17 protein-coding genes and 1 riboswitch are annotated in these 16,793 nt (G+C 69.6%); of the genes, 7 read left to right on the top strand and 10 right to left on the bottom strand.

What is annotated here, in order from left to right:
• Nucleotides 1–99 precede the first annotated feature (99 nt).
• Together H4N58_RS11105 and H4N58_RS11100 are read right to left on the bottom strand one after the other, a co-directional pair.
• Complete coding sequence (locus H4N58_RS11105) at nucleotides 100–993, bottom strand: MaoC/PaaZ C-terminal domain-containing protein (protein ID WP_167003059.1); 894 nt, start codon at nucleotides 991–993, stop codon at nucleotides 100–102.
• A gap of 1 nt (nucleotide 994) precedes the next feature.
• On the bottom strand, nucleotides 995–2,338 hold the full coding sequence (locus tag H4N58_RS11100) for a 3-oxoacyl-ACP reductase (protein ID WP_167003056.1): 1,344 nt from the start codon (nucleotides 2,336–2,338) through the stop codon (nucleotides 995–997).
• A 139-nt stretch (nucleotides 2,339–2,477) separates the two neighbouring features.
• Between H4N58_RS11100 and H4N58_RS11095 the strand changes: the two genes are divergently transcribed.
• Nucleotides 2,478–3,782, top strand: a complete 1,305-nt coding sequence (locus H4N58_RS11095) for an acetyl-CoA C-acetyltransferase (protein WP_167250726.1) — start codon at nucleotides 2,478–2,480, stop codon at nucleotides 3,780–3,782.
• A 79-nt stretch (nucleotides 3,783–3,861) separates the two neighbouring features.
• Here the strand turns inward: H4N58_RS11095 and H4N58_RS11090 are convergent, their stop codons facing one another.
• Nucleotides 3,862–4,575, bottom strand: a complete 714-nt coding sequence (locus H4N58_RS11090; RefSeq protein WP_243842947.1) for a TetR/AcrR family transcriptional regulator — start codon at nucleotides 4,573–4,575, stop codon at nucleotides 3,862–3,864.
• A 125-nt stretch (nucleotides 4,576–4,700) separates the two neighbouring features.
• Here H4N58_RS11090 and uvrB point away from each other — a divergent pair, with 125 nt between their 5' ends.
• On the top strand, nucleotides 4,701–6,809 hold the full coding sequence (uvrB, locus tag H4N58_RS11085) for an excinuclease ABC subunit UvrB (RefSeq protein WP_167003052.1): 2,109 nt from the start codon (nucleotides 4,701–4,703) through the stop codon (nucleotides 6,807–6,809).
• A gap of 38 nt (nucleotides 6,810–6,847) precedes the next feature.
• Here the strand turns inward: uvrB and H4N58_RS11080 are convergent, their stop codons facing one another.
• Nucleotides 6,848–7,909: a hypothetical protein gene (locus H4N58_RS11080; RefSeq protein WP_167003049.1), complete on the bottom strand. Its 1,062-nt coding sequence runs from the start codon at nucleotides 7,907–7,909 to the stop codon at nucleotides 6,848–6,850.
• A gap of 205 nt (nucleotides 7,910–8,114) precedes the next feature.
• Here H4N58_RS11080 and H4N58_RS11075 point away from each other — a divergent pair, with 205 nt between their 5' ends.
• Nucleotides 8,115–9,128, top strand: a complete 1,014-nt coding sequence (locus H4N58_RS11075) for a TerC family protein (protein WP_167003047.1) — start codon at nucleotides 8,115–8,117, stop codon at nucleotides 9,126–9,128.
• A 73-nt stretch (nucleotides 9,129–9,201) separates the two neighbouring features.
• Here H4N58_RS11075 and H4N58_RS11070 read toward each other — a convergent pair whose 3' ends face one another.
• On the bottom strand, nucleotides 9,202–10,146 hold the full coding sequence (locus H4N58_RS11070) for a hypothetical protein (protein ID WP_167250825.1): 945 nt from the start codon (nucleotides 10,144–10,146) through the stop codon (nucleotides 9,202–9,204).
• Nucleotides 10,147–10,432: 286 nt separating this feature from the next.
• A riboswitch (cyclic di-AMP (ydaO/yuaA leader) is annotated at nucleotides 10,433–10,595 on the top strand.
• A 1-nt stretch (nucleotide 10,596) separates the two neighbouring features.
• Between H4N58_RS11070 and H4N58_RS20815 the strand changes: the two genes are divergently transcribed.
• Nucleotides 10,597–11,058, top strand: coding sequence for a transglycosylase family protein (locus H4N58_RS20815; protein WP_167003043.1), 462 nt, complete (start codon nucleotides 10,597–10,599; stop codon nucleotides 11,056–11,058).
• Between the two features lie 38 nt (nucleotides 11,059–11,096).
• Here the strand turns inward: H4N58_RS20815 and H4N58_RS11060 are convergent, their stop codons facing one another.
• The gene (locus H4N58_RS11060; RefSeq protein ID WP_167250827.1) at nucleotides 11,097–12,518 is read right to left on the bottom strand and encodes an APC family permease; all 1,422 of its coding nucleotides are present in this window, start codon (nucleotides 12,516–12,518) and stop codon (nucleotides 11,097–11,099) included.
• A 119-nt stretch (nucleotides 12,519–12,637) separates the two neighbouring features.
• Between H4N58_RS11060 and H4N58_RS11055 the strand changes: the two genes are divergently transcribed.
• Nucleotides 12,638–12,907 carry a hypothetical protein gene (locus H4N58_RS11055; RefSeq protein ID WP_167003038.1) on the top strand — a complete coding sequence of 90 codons (270 nt, stop codon included), beginning with the start codon at nucleotides 12,638–12,640 and terminating at the stop codon, nucleotides 12,905–12,907.
• A 2-nt stretch (nucleotides 12,908–12,909) separates the two neighbouring features.
• On the opposite strand, the gene H4N58_RS11050 is transcribed toward H4N58_RS11055, so the two are convergent.
• Entirely contained in the window at nucleotides 12,910–13,818 is a 909-nt protein-coding gene (locus H4N58_RS11050) for a LysR family transcriptional regulator (protein ID WP_167003037.1), read from the bottom strand.
• A gap of 145 nt (nucleotides 13,819–13,963) precedes the next feature.
• Between H4N58_RS11050 and H4N58_RS11045 the strand changes: the two genes are divergently transcribed.
• Nucleotides 13,964–14,404 (top strand): hypothetical protein, encoded by a 441-nt coding sequence (locus H4N58_RS11045; RefSeq protein WP_182397088.1) that lies wholly within the window; start codon nucleotides 13,964–13,966, stop codon nucleotides 14,402–14,404.
• Between the two features lie 357 nt (nucleotides 14,405–14,761).
• Here the strand turns inward: H4N58_RS11045 and H4N58_RS11040 are convergent, their stop codons facing one another.
• A complete protein-coding gene (locus H4N58_RS11040; protein ID WP_167250829.1) occupies nucleotides 14,762–14,989 on the bottom strand; it encodes a hypothetical protein in 228 nt (75 codons plus the stop codon).
• A gap of 169 nt (nucleotides 14,990–15,158) precedes the next feature.
• Here H4N58_RS11040 and H4N58_RS11035 point away from each other — a divergent pair, with 169 nt between their 5' ends.
• A complete protein-coding gene (locus H4N58_RS11035) occupies nucleotides 15,159–15,311 on the top strand; it encodes a hypothetical protein (RefSeq protein WP_167250831.1) in 153 nt (50 codons plus the stop codon).
• A 71-nt stretch (nucleotides 15,312–15,382) separates the two neighbouring features.
• On the opposite strand, the gene H4N58_RS11030 is transcribed toward H4N58_RS11035, so the two are convergent.
• Nucleotides 15,383–16,036, bottom strand: coding sequence for an MBL fold metallo-hydrolase (locus H4N58_RS11030; protein WP_167250833.1), 654 nt, complete (start codon nucleotides 16,034–16,036; stop codon nucleotides 15,383–15,385).
• Nucleotides 16,037–16,059: 23 nt separating this feature from the next.
• Nucleotides 16,060–16,758, bottom strand: a complete 699-nt coding sequence (locus H4N58_RS11025) for a maleylpyruvate isomerase family mycothiol-dependent enzyme (protein WP_167250835.1) — start codon at nucleotides 16,756–16,758, stop codon at nucleotides 16,060–16,062.
• Nucleotides 16,759–16,793 lie beyond the last annotated feature (35 nt).

Genomic DNA, 16,793 nt, shown 5'->3' with positions numbered 1-16,793 from the left:
CGTTGGTCGCTGGGTGGTCACTGGGCCCGCTGCGGGTGACCACCGGCGGACTGACGTGCGCGGCGGACCAGACTCGTGCGGGCCGCCCGCCGTACGACCTCAGGCAGGCGTGACGCGGGCGACAAGGTGCGTCGGCGCAGGCTTGTCGCCGCGCGGGCGACCCGTGATCCCGAAGAGCAGCTCCTCGCCCTCCGTGCTCGACCCGAAGGTGACCGTCGCCGGGAGCAGGATCGGACGCCGGAACTCCGCGACGACCGTGTACGCGTCGGCGAGGCGGTTCTCGACGGCCGCCAGCGCCCGCGCCTTGCTCCACATGCCGTGCGCGATCTGACGGGGAAATCCGAAGGCCTTCGCCGACAGCTTCGAGAGGTGGATCGGGTTGCGGTCGCCCGACACCGCCCCGTACCGCCGGCCGAGCCCCGCGTCGAGCCGCCACGTCGCCGAACCGGCCGGCGGCTCGACCCCGTCGAGCGGCGCCCGCGCCGCCTCCGCCTCCGCGCCACCACCCCCTCGCCGCAGCAGCGTCATGGTCTCCTCCCACACGACCTCGTCGTCGACCCATACGGTGCTGAGGACGTCGACGAGGGTGCCCTTCGGGTGCGGGCGCAGATCCGCGGCCCGCACCGACACGTCGTACGTCTCCGTCACTGCGATCGGACGGTGCTGCGTGATCGTGTTGCGTAGGTGGACCAACCCCATCGGCGCGAACGGGAACGCCGTGTCGACCATCAGCGCCATCTGCAGCCCGAAGGCCGCCATGTGCGGGTATGTGACCGGCAGCGTCTCGCGCAGCGCGAACCCGCAGACGTCCGCGTACGACGCCAGGTGGTCGAGGTCGGTCGTCACGCGGGGCCGCTCCAGCGTGAGGTCCGGGACGGCGCCCGAGGCGTGCCGTACGCCGGGGAGCCCACCGACCACCGGCACTGCGGGGAGCGCAGCACGCAGGTAGAGCGGGAGGATCGACGGCGCCTCGGCGTACTCGCGGAGGATCACCTCACGCTCCCAGCAGGCTCTGGCCGCAGACGCGTACGACGTTGCCGGAGACCGCACCCGAGCCCGGGCTGGCGTACCACGCGACCGCCTCGGCGACATCGATCGGCTGCCCACCCTGCGACATGGAGTTCATCCGGCGGCCGGCCTCGCGGATCGCCAGCGGGATCGTCTTGACCATGTCGGTCTCGATGAAGCCCGGCGCGACGGCGTTGATGGTCAGGCCGTCGGCAGCGATGCGCGGCGCGAGCTCGTGGACCCAGCCGATGACACCGGCCTTGGACGCCGCGTAGTTGGTCTGCCCGTTGTTGCCCGCGATGCCGGCGATCGACGAGACACCGAGGATCGTGCCGCCGCTGCGGATCAGCTTCTGGTCGAGGAGCTCGGCGGTGATCCGCTGCGGAGCGTCGACGTTGATCTCGAGGACCTTGTGCCAGTTCTCGGTCTTCATGTTGCGCAGCCGCTTGTCGCGCGTGATGCCGGCGTTGTGGACGACGACGTCGACGCCACCGTGGTGCTCGGCGAGGTAGGCGGCGATCCGCTGCGGCGCGTCGGGCGCGGTGATGTCGAGGATGATCGACTCCCCGCCGAGCGCGGCCATCTCGCGCTGGAGGTCGTCGGCCAGCGGCGCGACGTCGAGACCGACGACGGTCGCGCCGTCGCGGTGCAGCGTCTGCGCCATCGCGAGCCCGAGCCCACGCGACGCGCCCGTTACGAGGGCGACCTTGCCCGCGAGCGGCGACGCGGGGTCGTACGAGGGAGCGTCGGCGAGACCGGTGGTGCCGATGCGGATGACCTGGCCGCACACGTACGCCGACTTCGGCGACAGCAGGAAGCCGAGCGTCGACGAGATCGCCCCCTCCGCGCCGGCCGCGACGTACACGGTCTGCGCGGTCGAGCCCTTGCCGAGCTCCTTGCCGAGCGAGCGCGTGATGCCTTCGAGCGCACGCTGCGCGATCGCGCGGCCGGGCGTGCCAGCCTGCTCGGGCGGCGTGCCGAGGAGCACGACGCGGCCACAGCCCGACAGGCTGCGCAGCACCGGGGTCAGGAACTCCTGGACCACGTCGAGCCCGGCCGCCGTGTCGATGCCGGTGGCGTCGAACACGATGCCCTTGACCCGGGTGCCTTCGTCGAGCCTCGAGGTGGTGGTCACCGCGAGGTCCGCGAGGGAGTCCGCGACCGCCGATCCGAGGGTCGACCCGGGCGCGGCACCGACCAGCACCGTCCCGTCGACCAGCGGCGCACCCGCGCGGTAGCGCTCGAGCTGGGGCGGGTTGGGGAGGCCGAGGTTCTTCACCAAGAACTTCCCGACCGGCGTGTGGACGAGGTCTTGGTAGCGGTCGGTCATGTCGTGTGTCCTGCCTCTCGAATACCCACAGTATCTAGAACGTCAGGCCTACCGTAACCTAGAGTTACAGAGTCAGGGCAGGACAGGTGCCCCGCCCGTCACAATGTGGTCAACGCAACGCCTTCTTCGAGGAGAACCCATGGCATCGACCTCCGCCAAGCGCTCCGCCTCGGCGCCTCGCCGGGTCGCAGTGATCGGGGGCAACCGGATCCCCTTCGCGCGCTCCAACACGATCTACTCGCACGCCTCCAACCAGGACATGCTGACCGCGGCGCTCGACGGGCTGGTCGCCCGGTACGACCTCGAGGGCGAGCGTCTCGGTGAGTTCGCCGCGGGCGCGGTCCTCAAGCACAGCCGCGACTTCAACCTCGCGCGCGAGACGGTGCTGGGCTCGAAGCTCGACCCGACGACTCCCGCGTACGACGTCCAGCAGGCCTGCGACACAGGCATCCAGGCAACGATCCAGGTCGCCAACAAGATCGCCCTCGGCAAGATCGACGTCGGCGTGGCCGGCGGCTCCGACACCACCTCCGACGCACCGATCGCGGTGGGGGAGCGGCTGCGCAAGATCCTCCTCGATGCCAACCGCGCCAAGGACCTCAAGGGTCGCCTCGCCGCTCTGGCCCGGATCCGCCCGGGCGACCTCGCGCCGTCGATCCCGCAGAACTCCGAGCCTCGTACGGGGCTGTCGATGGGTGAGAGTCAGGCGCTCACCACCCTCGAGTGGGGCATCGCCCGCGAGGACCAGGACCAGCTCGCCGTCGAGTCGCACCACAAGCTCGCCGCTGCATACGACCGAGGCTTCCTCGACGACCTGCTCACGCCGTACCTCGGCCTCGAGCGTGACCAGAACCTCCGCGCCGACTCGTCTGTGGAGAAGCTCGCGACGCTGAAGCCGGTCTTCGGCAAGGGCGAGTCGGCAACGATGACGGCGGCCAACTCGACCCCGCTGACCGACGGTGCGTCCACGGTGCTGCTCGCCTCGGAGGACTACGCGAAGAAGAAGGGGTGGGAGCCGCTGGCCTACCTCACCGAGTACGAGACCGCCGCCGTCGACTACGTGAACGGCAGCGAGGGGCTGCTGATGGCTCCGGCGTACGCGATGCCACGGATGCTCGCCCGTGCGGGCCTGACGCTGCAGGACTTCGACTTCTACGAGATCCACGAGGCGTTCGCGTCGCAGGTGCTCAGCACTCTCAAGGCGTGGGAGGACCCGATCTTCTGCAAGGAGCGCCTCGGCCTCGACGCGCCGCTCGGCGCGATCGACCGCGCCAAGCTCAACGTCGCGGGCTCGTCGCTGGCCGCCGGGCACCCGTTCGCCGCGACCGGTGGCCGCATCGTCGCCACGCTGGCCAAGCTCCTCGCCGAGAAGGGCAAGGGGCGCGGCGTGATCTCGATCTGCGCCGCAGGCGGCCAGGGCGTCACCGCGATCCTCGAGCGCTGAGGGTCTCGACAGGCTCGACCAGCGGACGGCCGGCGCTCCGCCGGTCGAGCCTGTCGAGACCTCCGCGCCGTCCGCGCCGTCAGTCCTGCGGGTCGTCGGCGACAGCCATCGCCTGGGCCGCGCGGATCGTCTGGCGCTTCACGGCCTCCCACGGGACCCTGCGCACGGTGGGGACGCCCGGGGAGGCCTCGCTGACGAGCAGCTGGTTGCGTGCGAACCGCAGCGCGCCGAGCGACTGGGTGTAGAGCATGTTGGCGAGCATGTACGGGTCTTCGGCGTGGAAGTCGCCCGACTTGTTGCCGGCCTCGAGCACGTGCGCGAGCACACCGAGAGGGCCGAGCATGCCGCGTCCGAGGCGCATCATCGCGCCCTCGGAGACGCTGTCGAGCAGCTCGTTGCCCGGCTTGCTGAGGAGATCGAGCGCGCAGTCGACGAACGCCGGGTATTCGTGGCCGCGGTCGAGGAACGCGCTCGCGACCCGCTCGAGACGCTCGGCAGGCGCGGCACGGGGGTCGTCGGCCTCACGCATGACCTCCGCGATCTCGTCGAGGTAGCCGATCAGCGTGAGCGCGAACAGCTCCTCCTTGCCGGAGAAGTGGCGGTAGATGATCGCGCGGTTGATGCCGACGGCCTGGGCGATGTCCTCGATCTGGGCGTCGCGCACTCCGACCGTGTCGAAGAGGTTCCGCGTAGCGCGGATGATGTCGTCCTCACGGGCACGGCGGCGTGCGGCGGTCGCGCGGGCGCCACGCAGGGCCCTCGGCTCGCTCTCGTCGGTCTTGGCTTCTCCCACATCCGAAGTCTAGAGGGATCGCGTGCCGGGCGGGACATCGACACAAGACACCACAGTGGGTGTGTCGAGTGTCCGGGGTGCCGTGACCGCGTCGAAGTGTCAGTGGTACGACGTACGCTCGACACATGCGTTCCGTGAAGGACCTGCAGCGCCAGGTCGCGCCCTTGCACGTGGTCTCCGACTTCGAGCCGAGCGGCGACCAGCCCCGCGCCATCGCCCAGCTCACCGAGCGCGTGCAGCGCGGCGAAACCGACACGGTCCTCCTCGGCGCCACCGGCACCGGCAAGACTGCCACGGTGTCCTGGCTCGCCGAGAACCTCCAACGGCCGGTCCTCGTGATGCAGCCCAACAAGACGCTGGCGGCACAGTTCGCCAACGAGCTGCGTCACCTGTTCCCCGACAACGCCATCGAATACTTCGTCTCCTACTACGACTACTACCAGCCCGAGGCGTACGTCCCGCAGACCGACACCTACATCGAGAAGGACTCCTCGATCAACGAGGAGGTCGAGCGGCTGCGCCACTCTGCCACCTGGAACCTCCTGACCAGGCGCGACGTGATCGTCGTGGCAACGGTCTCGTGCATCTACGGCCTGGGGTCGGCCGAGGAATACATGAACCGCATGATCCACCTCCAGGTCGGCGCGGAGATGGATCGCGACAAGCTCCTCCGGACGCTCGTCACCGCCCAGTACTCCCGCAACGACCTGGCCGCGACGCGGGGGACGTTCCGGGTGCGCGGCGACACGCTCGAGATCTTCCCCGTCTACCAGGAGCTCGCGGTCCGCGTGGAGTTCTTCGGCGACGAGATCGAGCGGCTGATGACGCTGCACCCGTTGACCGGAGAGGTGCTGAGTGACGAGCGCGAGCTGTACGTGGGCGCGGCGACCCACTACACGGTCGGCCCGGAGCGGCTCGAGACGGCGGTCCGCGGCATCGAGAACGAGCTCGAGCAGCGCCTCGCCGAGCTCGAGAGCCAGGGCAAGCTCCTCGAGGCGCAGCGCCTGCGCATGCGCACCACGTACGACATGGAGATGATCCGGCAGGTCGGCACGTGCTCGGGCATCGAGAACTACTCGCTTCACATGGACGGCCGCCCGCCCGGCTCCGCACCGAACTGCCTCCTCGACTACTTCCCCGAGGACTTCCTGCTGGTCGTCGACGAGTCGCACGTGACGATCCCGCAGATCGGCGCCATGTACGAGGGCGACATGTCCCGCAAGCGCACGCTGGTCGAGCACGGATTCCGCCTGCCGAGCGCGATGGACAACCGTCCTCTCAAGTGGGAGGAGTTCCTCGACCGCATCGGCCAGACGGTCTACCTCTCGGCGACTCCCGGCCCGTACGAGATGTCCAAGGTCAAGGACGAGCACGACGTCGTCGAGCAGATCATCCGCCCGACCGGCCTGGTCGACCCCGAGGTCATCGTCAAGCCGACCAAGGGCCAGATCGACGACCTCATCGAGCAGATCCGCGGCCGGGTGGAGCGCAACGAGCGGGTGCTCGTCACGACGCTCACCAAGAAGATGGCCGAGGACCTCACCGATTACCTCCTCGAGGCCGGCATCCGCACCCGCTACCTCCACTCGGAGGTCGACACCCTGCGACGCGTCGAGCTGCTGAGCGAGCTGCGGATGGGGGAGTACGACGTCCTCGTTGGCATCAACCTCCTGCGCGAGGGTCTTGACCTGCCCGAGGTGAGCCTGGTGGCGATCCTCGACGCCGACAAGGAGGGCTTCCTGCGCTCGGGGCGGTCGCTGATCCAGACGATCGGACGCGCGGCGCGCAATGTGTCCGGTCAGGTGCTCATGTACGCCGACACGATCACGCCGTCGATGGAGCAGGCGATCGACGAGACCAACCGACGCCGCGCGATCCAGGTCGCCTACAACACCGAGCACGGCATCAACCCCACCCCGCTGCGCAAGAAGATCGCCGACATCACCGACATGCTGGCGCGCGAGGACGCCGACATCGAGCAGCTCGTCGGCTCAGGTCGGGCGCAGTCGCGCGGCAAGTCTCCGGTGCCGCTGGTGGGCTCGTCGGGCGACGGGAGCCACGTCGACCCATCCACGATGGCCGCGTCCGAGCTCGCGGAGCTGATCCAGGAGCTCAACACGCAGATGCACGCGGCCGCCGAGGAGCTGCAGTTCGAGGTCGCAGCGCGTCTGCGTGACGAGATCGGTGACCTCAAGAAGGAGCTCCGTCAGATGCAGGCCGCCGGCGCGGGGTGAGGACTCGGGGTCTCGATACGCCGGCTCGTTCTCGCCGGCTACTCGACCACCGAGGGTCGGCCTGGCCACGCGTCGGGATCCATCGCGTACACCCATCGCATCCCGGGCCACTCGGTCACCGACCAGAGCTCGCGCCGCTCGGGCCACGCGGCGATGTCCTCGCACCCCGTCGGCAGCACGCCCTTGTGCCGCCGGAAGTCGCCGGGCGCTCCGACGAGGAGGTCGCCCGCGTTGCCGCGCCCCTGGCTCGTCGTCACGTACCACCGGCCGTCGAGAGCAGTCACGCCCTGCATCCGCGCCGACTGTGCGGCGTGCAGCTCGGTCGGGACCGCGCGCCCGGACCCGTCTCGTACGGGCAGGTGCGTCGTCGGGTCGAGCGTGAAGCGCCAGAGCCGCTGGCTGCGTCCGACGCCGCCGTACTCGCCGGCCACCAGCGCGGGCGGCTCGCCTGGGGCCCCGTACGCGACGGAGAGGAACGAGTACCGCAGGCGACTGCCCTCGTCGCGGCTCCAGGCAGACAGGCGCGCGTACTCCGGCAGCACGACCTCGTACCCGAGCCGTCCGGCCACCCCGCGGCCGCGCCCGCTCAGGTCGAGGCGGAGCAGGTCGGAGATTCGGAACAGCACGATCCCGGCCCGCGTCGCCGCCACGTATAGGTACGGGCCGTACCAGGCGATCCCGCCGGCGTGGATCGGGACCGGGCGGGCCCGCACCCCCCACGGCGTCCTCACCGCGCGGACGAGCAGGACGTGCCGATATCGCCGTGCCGCGAGATCGACGAACGTGAGCCGTGAGCCCGTACGACGCGGGCGGTGGTGGGCATACCAGGTGGCGACGAGGACGTCCCGGTCCGTCGCCCCCTCCTGGGCGTCGGCGGAGGTCGTGACGCCCTGGGGATACCAGTGCTCCGTCTCGGCGTCCGTCGGCTCCCAGGCGAAGCCCTTCGTCACCGCGCTCCCGGGGACGTCGGCCTCGCGCAGCCGCAGCACCGCTCCGTCGAGGAGCGAGGGCACGTCGAGCGGCTCTCCCGCGCGCAGCAGAGCGTCCCGGGCGGCCGGTCGTGTGAGCGCTCCGCGCAGGCCTACGTGTCTCACCGTCACGGGGCTGAGCATCTCGCGTTGCGGGTCCGCGCGCACCCTCTGGCACAATGGCGCAGGGAGGGGAGTATTCCTTCGTCGACCCGTCGTCATCACGGCAGCACCAGGTGCAGCCCGGCGGGTCGAGTCGTGCCAGGCGCGCTCTACGCCGTCGCGGCGGAAGAGACCTCCGGCCTGACGAACGATCCGACCGGAGGAACCTGCCCGTATGAACGTCACACCGCTCGAATGGTGGATCACGATCGGCGTCACCGTCGCTGTGCTGCTGTTCGACGTCATCGTGATCGCCCGTCGCCCGCACGAGCCGTCGATGAAGGAGGCCGGGCTGGCGCTGACGGTATACGTCGGTCTCGCCATCGCCTTCGGTATCTGGGTGTCGAGCTTCCACGGCGGCCAGTACGGCCTCGAGTTCTTCACGGGCTGGCTCACCGAGTACAGCCTGTCGGTCGACAACCTGTTCATCTTCATCATCATCATGGCGAGCTTCAAGGTGCCTCGGGTGTACCAGCAAGAGGCCCTGATGATCGGCATCATCCTCGCGCTGATCTTCCGCGCGGTCTTCATCGTGCTGGGTGCGGCCGCGATCAACAACTTCAGCTGGGTCTTCTACATCTTCGGCCTGTTCCTCGTGTGGACCGCGTACGGGCTCGTCAAGAGCTATCGCAACCACGATGACGAAGAGGCTGGCGACAACGCGGTCGTCCGCTTCGCCGAGCGCCACTTCAGCATCACGGACGAGTTCCACGGCATGAAGATGGCGATCCGCGTCGACGGCAAGCGCTTGCTGACGCCGATGTTCTTGGTGATCCTGGCGCTGGGCAGCACCGACCTGCTGTTCGCGCTCGACTCGATCCCGGCGATCTACGGCATCACGCAGGAGGCCTACCTGGTCCTCACCGCGAACATCTTCGCGCTGATGGGCCTGCGTCAGCTCTACTTCCTGCTCGGCGGGCTGCTGCAGCGCCTGGTCTACCTGTCGCTGGGCCTCTCGGTGATCCTCGCGTTCATCGGCGTCAAGCTGGTGCTCCACGCGCTGCACACCAACGAGCTGTCGTTCATCAACGGTGGTGAGCACATCGACGTGCCGGAGGTGCCGACGCTGGCCAGCCTGGGCGTGATCGTCGTCGTCCTCGGCATCACCGCGGCTGCAAGCCTCTGGAAGACGCGCAACCAGCCGCCTCCGCAGCGTCCTGACGAGCACGAGGACATTCCTCAGGCCTGACGCGGCCGCGCTGCGCGTCCCTCGCCTCGGCGGTGAGTCCGGTCCCACCCAGAAGCATCGGGTGGGACCAGGCTCACCGCCGTCGTGCGTGAGGGCCGGGTACGGGGGCGAAGAGGGCGCGCCATCGTGGTCCGAACGAGGGTGCAGGCCCGTCATAGCCGAGCGAGACGAGCTTGCGGTGCACGAGGATGACGAAGGCACGTGGACGGGCGAAACGTGCGCTCGTGATCTGGACGTACGTGACGCCGTGGTCGCGAAACCCCTCGTACCGTCCGATGTCAACATTGAACTGGTGGACGTCCTCGGCGTGCTGGCGCCCTTCGTACTCGAGAACGAGCAGCCATCGATGGTAGAGCAGGTCGGCGCAGCCGAGGAACGTCCCCTCCACGAAGAGGTCCACGTTGACCTCAGGCGTGGGAAGTCCGGCCATGACGAGCATCGCACGGACCTTCGACTCGCGAGGCGAGCGCGAGCGCGGGTTCAGCATCGGTAGGACCTCGAGTGCGCGGTCTGCGCCGGGGCGCCAGGAGTCGCGGATCGCGAGCTCGGCGAGCTCCTCATGTGTGGCGTGACCGTGGCGGAGGAGCCAGTCGCCGGCGGCGACGAGGTCGATGAGGGGCTCCTCGGCACAGCATCCGAGGAATGCCGCGGCGGGTGTCACCCCGCTTGCGTCGAGAGGCGGCATCTCCTTCGTCCGGTGCACCATGATGCCGTCGAGTGCGACGTGATGGTCGTCCGGCACCACGAAGCAGATCGGCTCCAGAGGGAGGTCGTCGTACCCGAGCATCCGGAGGCGCGTGCCGTCGGTGGGCTGAGCGTACGAAGGCACCGCGAGCGCCGCGGCCGCAATCTGGTCGCTGTCGGTCATCGCGTGATCCGTGTGCACCCAGGTCTCGGGATGAAGGCGGCGAAAACGCTTGCCGAGGAGCAGCTTCGGCGAGAGTCCGAGCGCGACCAGCTCGTCGCGCGAGAACGGGCGGTTGGTCAGCTGAACTGGAAGCGGTGTCGGTGCGGGCATCCCGTCATCTCACGCGTCCTCGCGGGCTCCGTACATCGCCTGCGCGCGCACCTGTGGATGCCGCGGAGCCGAAGGCGTGTGTGGAGAATGCGGGCGCGGTGACTCAGGTCCCACTGTGCGGGCCTCGGTGGGACCGGACTCACCGCCGCTCCGCCGCCCGGCCGCCCTGAATGTGGTCACACCGCCACGCTTGGGCTTGATGTCTTGTTTGTGTGGGTTAGCCTGACGGAGGCCTCGCTCGTACGCCGAGTCCCGCCCAAGGGCGAGGCCTACCCCGGATGGCCGGTCACGGGGGCCGGCGAACCTTGATCTGAACGGGCGGGAGTGGGGAACCCATCTCTGGAGCCTTGGCTCCTTGGGGTGAAGCCTTGCCGCACGAACAACGCGGCAGGCCGGGCACCTTCGGCCCGAACCCGACAGCTAACCCCACAGGCGTTGTGAAGGGACAACATGTTCAACGCCCTCCGCGTCGCCCGTCGTGGCGTCGCTCTCACGCTGGCGCTCGCCGGCATGGTTCTGGGGATGCTGGTCTTCACCAGCACGCCCGCCAACGCAGCCAAGGACAAGACCTGGGAGCGCCTCGCCAAGTGCGAGTCAGGCAAGCGCTGGCGCATCAACACCGGCAACGGCTACCACGGTGGCCTCCAGTTCAGCGCGGGCACCTGGCGTGCGTACGGCGGCAAGAAGTACGCCTCGTACGCCCACAAGGCCAAGCGGCGCGAGCAGATCGCGGTCGCCGAGAAGGTCCTCAAGGGGCAGGGCTGGGGCGCATGGCCCGGCTGCTCCCGCAAGCTCGGTCTGAACAACAAGCTCAAGCGCGAGAAGTGGCAGGGGTTCGCCAGGAGCGACCGGTACGCCAGGAAGGGTGCCATCGGGCACTTCCCGCGGTGGTGGCGCAAGAAGTTCTGGTGACGCGTCGCCTGACGTGACACCCGGACCCCGGTGGGCTCTCATTCGAGCTCGCTGGGGTCCTTCACGTAGGTCTTGGCCCCGTACGCCGCGCGGTTGACGACCCACGTGATCGCCCAGAGCACGACGCCGATGCCGAGGAGCAGTCCGGCGACCTCGTACTGCTCGGCAGGACGCCCGGACAGTGGCGTCACGAGGTAGAGCGACGTCACGCCGGCGATGACCGGGAGCACGGTGGGGGTCACGAAGTGGTCGTCGTCGACCGGGTCGCGTCGCAGGACCAGCACCGTGACGTTCACGATGGTGAACACCCCCAGCAGGAGCAGGGCCGTCGTCCCGCCGAGCGTGGCGATCGCGTCGTCGCTGGCGCTGAACACGTACGTGATGAGGCCGCACGCGATCACGGTCGTGAAGAGGATCGCGACCCATGGCGTCTGGCGGCGCGCGCCTACATGGGCGAGTCCCGGCGGGAGCACGCGCTGCTTGGCCATGCCGTAGATGAGCCGACTGGCCATCAACATGTTGATCAGTGCAGTGTTGGCGACGGCGAACATCGTGATGAACGGATAGATCTCGTCGATCGGGACGTCCGGGGCGCCGCGTTCGACGACGGTGAGCAGCGGCGTCTCCGAGGCGGCGAGCTCGCCGATCGGGACGAGCGCGACGGCGGTGATGGACACGAGGACATAGATGATGCCCGTGATCGAAAGGCCCGTCAGCATGATGCGAGGGAACGTGCGGACGGGGTCCTTCGTCTCCTCGGCCATGTTGACCGCGTCCTCGAAGCCCACCATCGCGAAGAACGCCAGCGAGGTCGCCGTCGTCACTGCGAGGAAGACGTTCTTCTCGTCAGGCGTGTCGAACGCGACCACTCGGGAGAAGTCGGCGTCCCCCTGCGTCATCGCCCAGATCCCGACGAGGATGACGAGCGCCAGGCCGGTGAGCTCGATGAACGTGAGCGCCACGTTGGTGAGCACGCCGTGCGCGACACCGCGCAGGTTGATCAGCGCCAGCAGGACGATGAACGCCAGCGCGACGAGGAGGATGCCGGTCTTGTCCAAGCTCAGGTTGAACCCCTGGTCGACGCTGCGGGCGACCAGCCGCGATGCGGTCGAGGCGGACGTGATCCCCGACGACATCACGGTGAAGGCGACGAGGAAGGTCAGGAAGTGGATCCCGAACGCCTTGTGGGTGTAGAGCGCGGCACCGGCGGCCTGGGGATACTTCGTGACGAGCTCGAGGTAGGAGAAGGCCGTCAGCGTCGCGATCACGAAGGCCAGGATGAACGGCAGCCAGGCCGCGCCGCCGACCTCGGCCGCGACGTCGCCGGTGAGGGCGTAGACGCCGGTGCCGAGGATGTCTCCGACGATGAAGAGCAGGAGCAACTTGGGGGTGAGGAACCGGCGGAGCTCCGGGGCGCGGCCCTCGTCGGTGGCAGTGGCATCGGGCCTGCTATCGGTCATGACGCTCCTCGTCGTTCGGTCCTGCCCCACTCTCGTGCTCGTGGCGTATGGGTGCAATCCGGCTCGCCAATAGGGGAGGACATCGAACATGTGTTCGAGTCCCGTCGTATCCTGTGGCCGTGGGAACGAACAGGCGGTACGGCAGCGACGGGCGTGCCGTCGAGCCGCGCGACGGCGGCGCGGTCCGACACGTGTGGGTGTCGTTGAGCCGGTACGAGGCCGACGCGTACCCCGGTCTCGTCATCGAGTGGCGCCGCGAGTCCCAGGGCTGGGTCGCGCGCGTTGCGTTCGTGCCCGGCAAGCAGGGGGAGGGGACCCTGGTCGAGCAGTGGGTCGAGGCGAAGCGCCTGCGCCCTGCGGGGCCGCCACCCCCGCCGCTGGTCGAGTAGCCCTACGTCAGCTCCACGCCTGCTGCGGTGACGAGGAGCGTCTCGAGGACGGCCGACACGGCGGCGCCGGGCTCGCGCCGGGTCTGGCGGTGGCGGGCGACGACGCGGCGCGACCCGAGGCCGGGAAGTGACACGACCTCGACGCCGGTCGCGAGGTCCTGCTTGAGGGCGAGCGCGGGGACCATCGCGACGCCCTCGCCTGCAGCGACGAGCGCGTGCGCCGCCTCGAAGCTGGAGAACTCGTGCGCCGTACGGAGCCGACCGCCGAACGTCCCCGCGAGCCGTACGAGCGCGCGCGCCGCCGCCACCTGCTTCTCGGCGCCGAGCCACGTGGCGTCGGCGAGATCGGCCAGCTGCGTCGGGGTCGGGAAGGCAGCAGGGATGACGACGCGCCACGGCTCGTCGAGGAGGATGACGTCGTTCATCCCTCGAGGCGCGCCGACGGGGGAGTCCTCGTCCTGCTCGACGAGCGCGAGATCGAGCTCGCCGGCGCGCAGCAGGCGGAGCGCGTCGTCGGGCTCGTGCTCGGCGACGACGACGTCGATACCCGGAAACTCCTCGCGGACCCTGCTCAGCGACGGGCCCACGATCGCCTGGATGGACGTCTGGAACGCTCCGACCGCGACCCGTCCCGAGACTTCCTCGCCCATCGTCGCGAGCGTCTTGCGGGCCTCGACGAGCTCGGACTCGATCCGCTCGGCCGTCTCGGCGAGAACGCGACCGGCGGGAGTGAGGGTGACGCCGCGCGGACCACGTACGAGCACGTCGAGACCCTCCTCCGACTCCAGTCGTGCGATCTGCTGGGAGACCGCTGACGGTGTGACATGCAACTCATCTGCTGCCGCCAGGATGCCGCCCGTCCGATAGACGGCCAGCAAGTACGCGAGACGGCGGGGGTCGAGGGAAGGCATTTAGTAATACTAAACGCCGGATCAAGAAAGGGTCGATTGTGCTAAATGCGATCCGCACGCAGACTGAACGAGTCGCCGCCGGGGCCTCGCGGTGAGGCAGCAGGCGACACCCCTTCCCACCCAGGACGACCTCTCGGAGCCGCACATGTTCTCGTTCGCTGACTTCGTCACCGCCCTCGGGTGGTTTGGCGCCGTCGCGGGCGCTGCCGCGTACCTACTCGTCAGCCGTGGCCGGTGGAGCGCCTCCTCGGCGCGCTACCAGACGGCGAACCTCCTGGGCGCCGGCCTCATGGGGGGTGTTGCGGCGTTCAACCACGTGTGGCCCTCGGCTGCGGCGAACCTCATCTGGGTCGTCATCGGCGGCCAAGCGCTCTGGATGATCGCGGGCAAGAAGCGTGCCGATCGCGAGGAGGCCCAGCGTGCGGAGGCCGAGGCGGCGATCGCGTCGCTGCCGGCCGCTCCGCCGATGGCGCTGGCCGTGGACCGTTCGTACGACGTCTTCATGGAGGAGCGCGATCCCACCCTGCGGATGGGCACGGCCGAGCTCGCCGCGCTCACCGAGCGCGGAGTGGCTGCCGCCGCCTGACCTCCGTACGAGATTGCGTGCCCCCTCCCGGATCGCTTCGGGAGGGGGCATCGTCGATCACGGGGCGTACGAGGAGGGTGCGATGACCACGATCGTCGTCGGTGCGGGACAGGCCGGGCTCGCTGTCAGCCACGAGCTGTGCGGCGGGCGTCGACTATGTCGTCCTCGAGCGTGACCAGGTGGCGCGCGCCTGGCGCAACCGGTGGGACAGCTTCACCCTCGTCACCCCGAACTGGACGCTCCGCCTCCCCGGGGGCCGGTACGACGGCGACGAGCCCGAGGGCGGGACGAGATCGTGGCCTTCCTCCAGGACTACGCCGACCTCGACGTGGACTCGGTCGTCCTCTGTACGGGCGCCTACCCGCGCCCGTACGTCCCCCGCGGCTGGTCCTGCTCGCCAACGTGCAGGCGACCGGCGCCGGTGGCGGCCACGACCTGCACTACCGCGTGCTCCAGGAGCGAGGTGTCACGCTCACCGGACACCTGCTCGGCGTCATCGACGGGACGGTCAGCTTCGCCGACGACCTCGCGGCGTCGGTCGCATTCGGCGATGCGCACCTCGCCGACGCCCGACGTGTCCTGCACGAGCGGCTCGGCGCCGACGCGCCGGACCTCCCTGAGCCGGCGCCTTTCGTCACGGAACCGCTGCTCGAGATGCCGGTCTCGGCGATCGACGCCGTCCTCGTCACGACCGGCTTCCGGCCGGACCGCGCGCTGGGTGCACTTCCCGGTGTTCGACCCGTACGGGTTCCCTGTGACCGCAGACGACCTCACGACCGGGGTTCCCGGCCTCTTCTTCTGCGGGGTGCACTTCCTGCGCAACCGCCGCTCGTCCCTGCTGTGGGGCGTGGGCGACGACGCTCACCTTGTCGCCCACGCGCTCGCCGGCGACCAGGCGGCCGCCTGACGGACGGACTCGGCTGGCGTGGCACGGTCGACCTGACCGGAGTTCACCGGTGCGGAGGTGACGGCTGCCACTTACCAGCCGCGCTCGCGCCACTGCGCGAGGTGAGGGCGCTCCTGGCCGAGCGTGGAGTCGTCGCCGTGGCCGGGATAGAACCACGTCTCGTCGGGCAGCCGGTCGAAGATCTTGCGCTCCACGTCGTCGATCAGCGAGGCGAAGTCGTCGCGCGACCAGGTCTTGCCGACCCCGCCGGGGAACAGCGAGTCTCCGGTGAACAGGTGCGGCATGCCCTCCGGGTCGTCGTACAGCAGCGCGATCGACCCCGGCGTGTGGCCGACGAGACGGATGACGCGCAGGCGGGAGCGTCCGACGGTGATCTCCTCGCCGTCGGTCACCACGGCGTCGATCGGCACCCCGATCGCCTCGGCGTCCTCGGCTCCCGCGATCGTCCGCGCCCCCGTCGCCTCGACCACGGCGGCGAGTGCCTGCCAGTGGTCGCCATGACGGTGGGTGGTCACGACGGAGGTGAGGCCGGACTCTCCGACGACCTCGATGAGCGTGCCGGCGTCGTTCGCCGCGTCGATGAGCACCTGATCGTCGGTGTGCCGGCAGCGCAGGACGTACGCGTTGTTGCTCATCGGCCCGACCGCCACCTTGGTGACGATGAGGTCCGCGAGCTCGCGGACGTCGGGCGTCCCTCCGACGGTGACCTTGCCGGTGTACGTCATCGTGAGCTCCTGTTCGTACGGTCTCAGCGCCAGGCGTCGAGGTCGGGCAGGTCGCCGGTGGTGGCCAGCGAGGGCCCGGTGACGCTTCGGGTCACCCAGGCCAGCAGGTCGGCCTGCGTCCCCGACACCGTACGGCCGCCGCCGTCGCCGACGCCGAGCCCGGAGTCGACGGCGCGCAGCGCGAGGGGCTCTCCGGCACGCTCAGACAGGTCGCGGGCGGCGTCGTGCATCGCGAGCGAGACCCAGCCCGGCGGCCACCGGTCGGGCGTGTAGCCGAGGTCGAGGTCGTAGTGGTGCAGGACGACCTCGGTCGCGCGCATCATCGGCACCCACGACCCGGCGACCTGTCGGCCACCTCGGGCGGTGACGGTCGCCGACCATGCTGCCTCCGGGAGCGCGCGTGCCTCGACGATCCAGCCGATGGACGTCTCTGTGAGGTCGTCGAGCAGTACGTCGGCGCTGCGGCCCGCGCCTGCCTCGATGTCGTCGGCGCGCTGCTCGGCCGAGGCGTACATCGGGATCGCCTCACCCGTCCGTGCCGACGTCAGCAGCCGTACGAGGGCGTCGGCGTTGCGGGCGAGGTGGGTGACCACGTGCCCGCGGCTCCAGCCGGGCAGCAGGCTCGGCGCCCGCATGTCGGCGTCGTCGAGCCCGTCGAGGTCGACAAGGAGCTCGCGCGTACGGGAGTCGACCAGGTCGATCACGTCGTTCGGGGTCGCCATGGTCCCACCTTGCCAGGTCTTGACCTGCGTTCCTG

This window comes from Mumia sp. ZJ1417 (assembly GCF_014127285.1).
Classification (GTDB): Bacteria; Actinomycetota; Actinomycetes; order Propionibacteriales; family Nocardioidaceae; genus Mumia.
Note: the sequence above shows the minus strand (reverse complement) of the source record. Positions and strands in the feature narration are given on the sequence as shown.

Coding starts and splice junctions, on each gene's coding strand:
- H4N58_RS11050 (WP_167003037.1), bottom strand. CDS start 13,818: ATGCCTTCCCTCGACCCCCGCCGTCTCGCGTACTTGCTGGCCGTCTAT.
- H4N58_RS11030 (WP_167250833.1), bottom strand. CDS start 16,036: ATGACGTACACCGGCAAGGTCACCGTCGGAGGGACGCCCGACGTCCGC.
- H4N58_RS11095 (WP_167250726.1), top strand. CDS start 2,478: ATGGCATCGACCTCCGCCAAGCGCTCCGCCTCGGCGCCTCGCCGGGTC.
- H4N58_RS11045 (WP_182397088.1), top strand. CDS start 13,964: ATGTTCTCGTTCGCTGACTTCGTCACCGCCCTCGGGTGGTTTGGCGCC.
- H4N58_RS11060 (WP_167250827.1), bottom strand. CDS start 12,518: ATGACCGATAGCAGGCCCGATGCCACTGCCACCGACGAGGGCCGCGCC.
- H4N58_RS11070 (WP_167250825.1), bottom strand. CDS start 10,146: ATGCCCGCACCGACACCGCTTCCAGTTCAGCTGACCAACCGCCCGTTC.
- uvrB (WP_167003052.1), top strand. CDS start 4,701: ATGCGTTCCGTGAAGGACCTGCAGCGCCAGGTCGCGCCCTTGCACGTG.
- H4N58_RS11075 (WP_167003047.1), top strand. CDS start 8,115: ATGAACGTCACACCGCTCGAATGGTGGATCACGATCGGCGTCACCGTC.
- H4N58_RS11025 (WP_167250835.1), bottom strand. CDS start 16,758: ATGGCGACCCCGAACGACGTGATCGACCTGGTCGACTCCCGTACGCGC.
- H4N58_RS11100 (WP_167003056.1), bottom strand. CDS start 2,338: ATGACCGACCGCTACCAAGACCTCGTCCACACGCCGGTCGGGAAGTTC.
- H4N58_RS20815 (WP_167003043.1), top strand. CDS start 10,597: ATGTTCAACGCCCTCCGCGTCGCCCGTCGTGGCGTCGCTCTCACGCTG.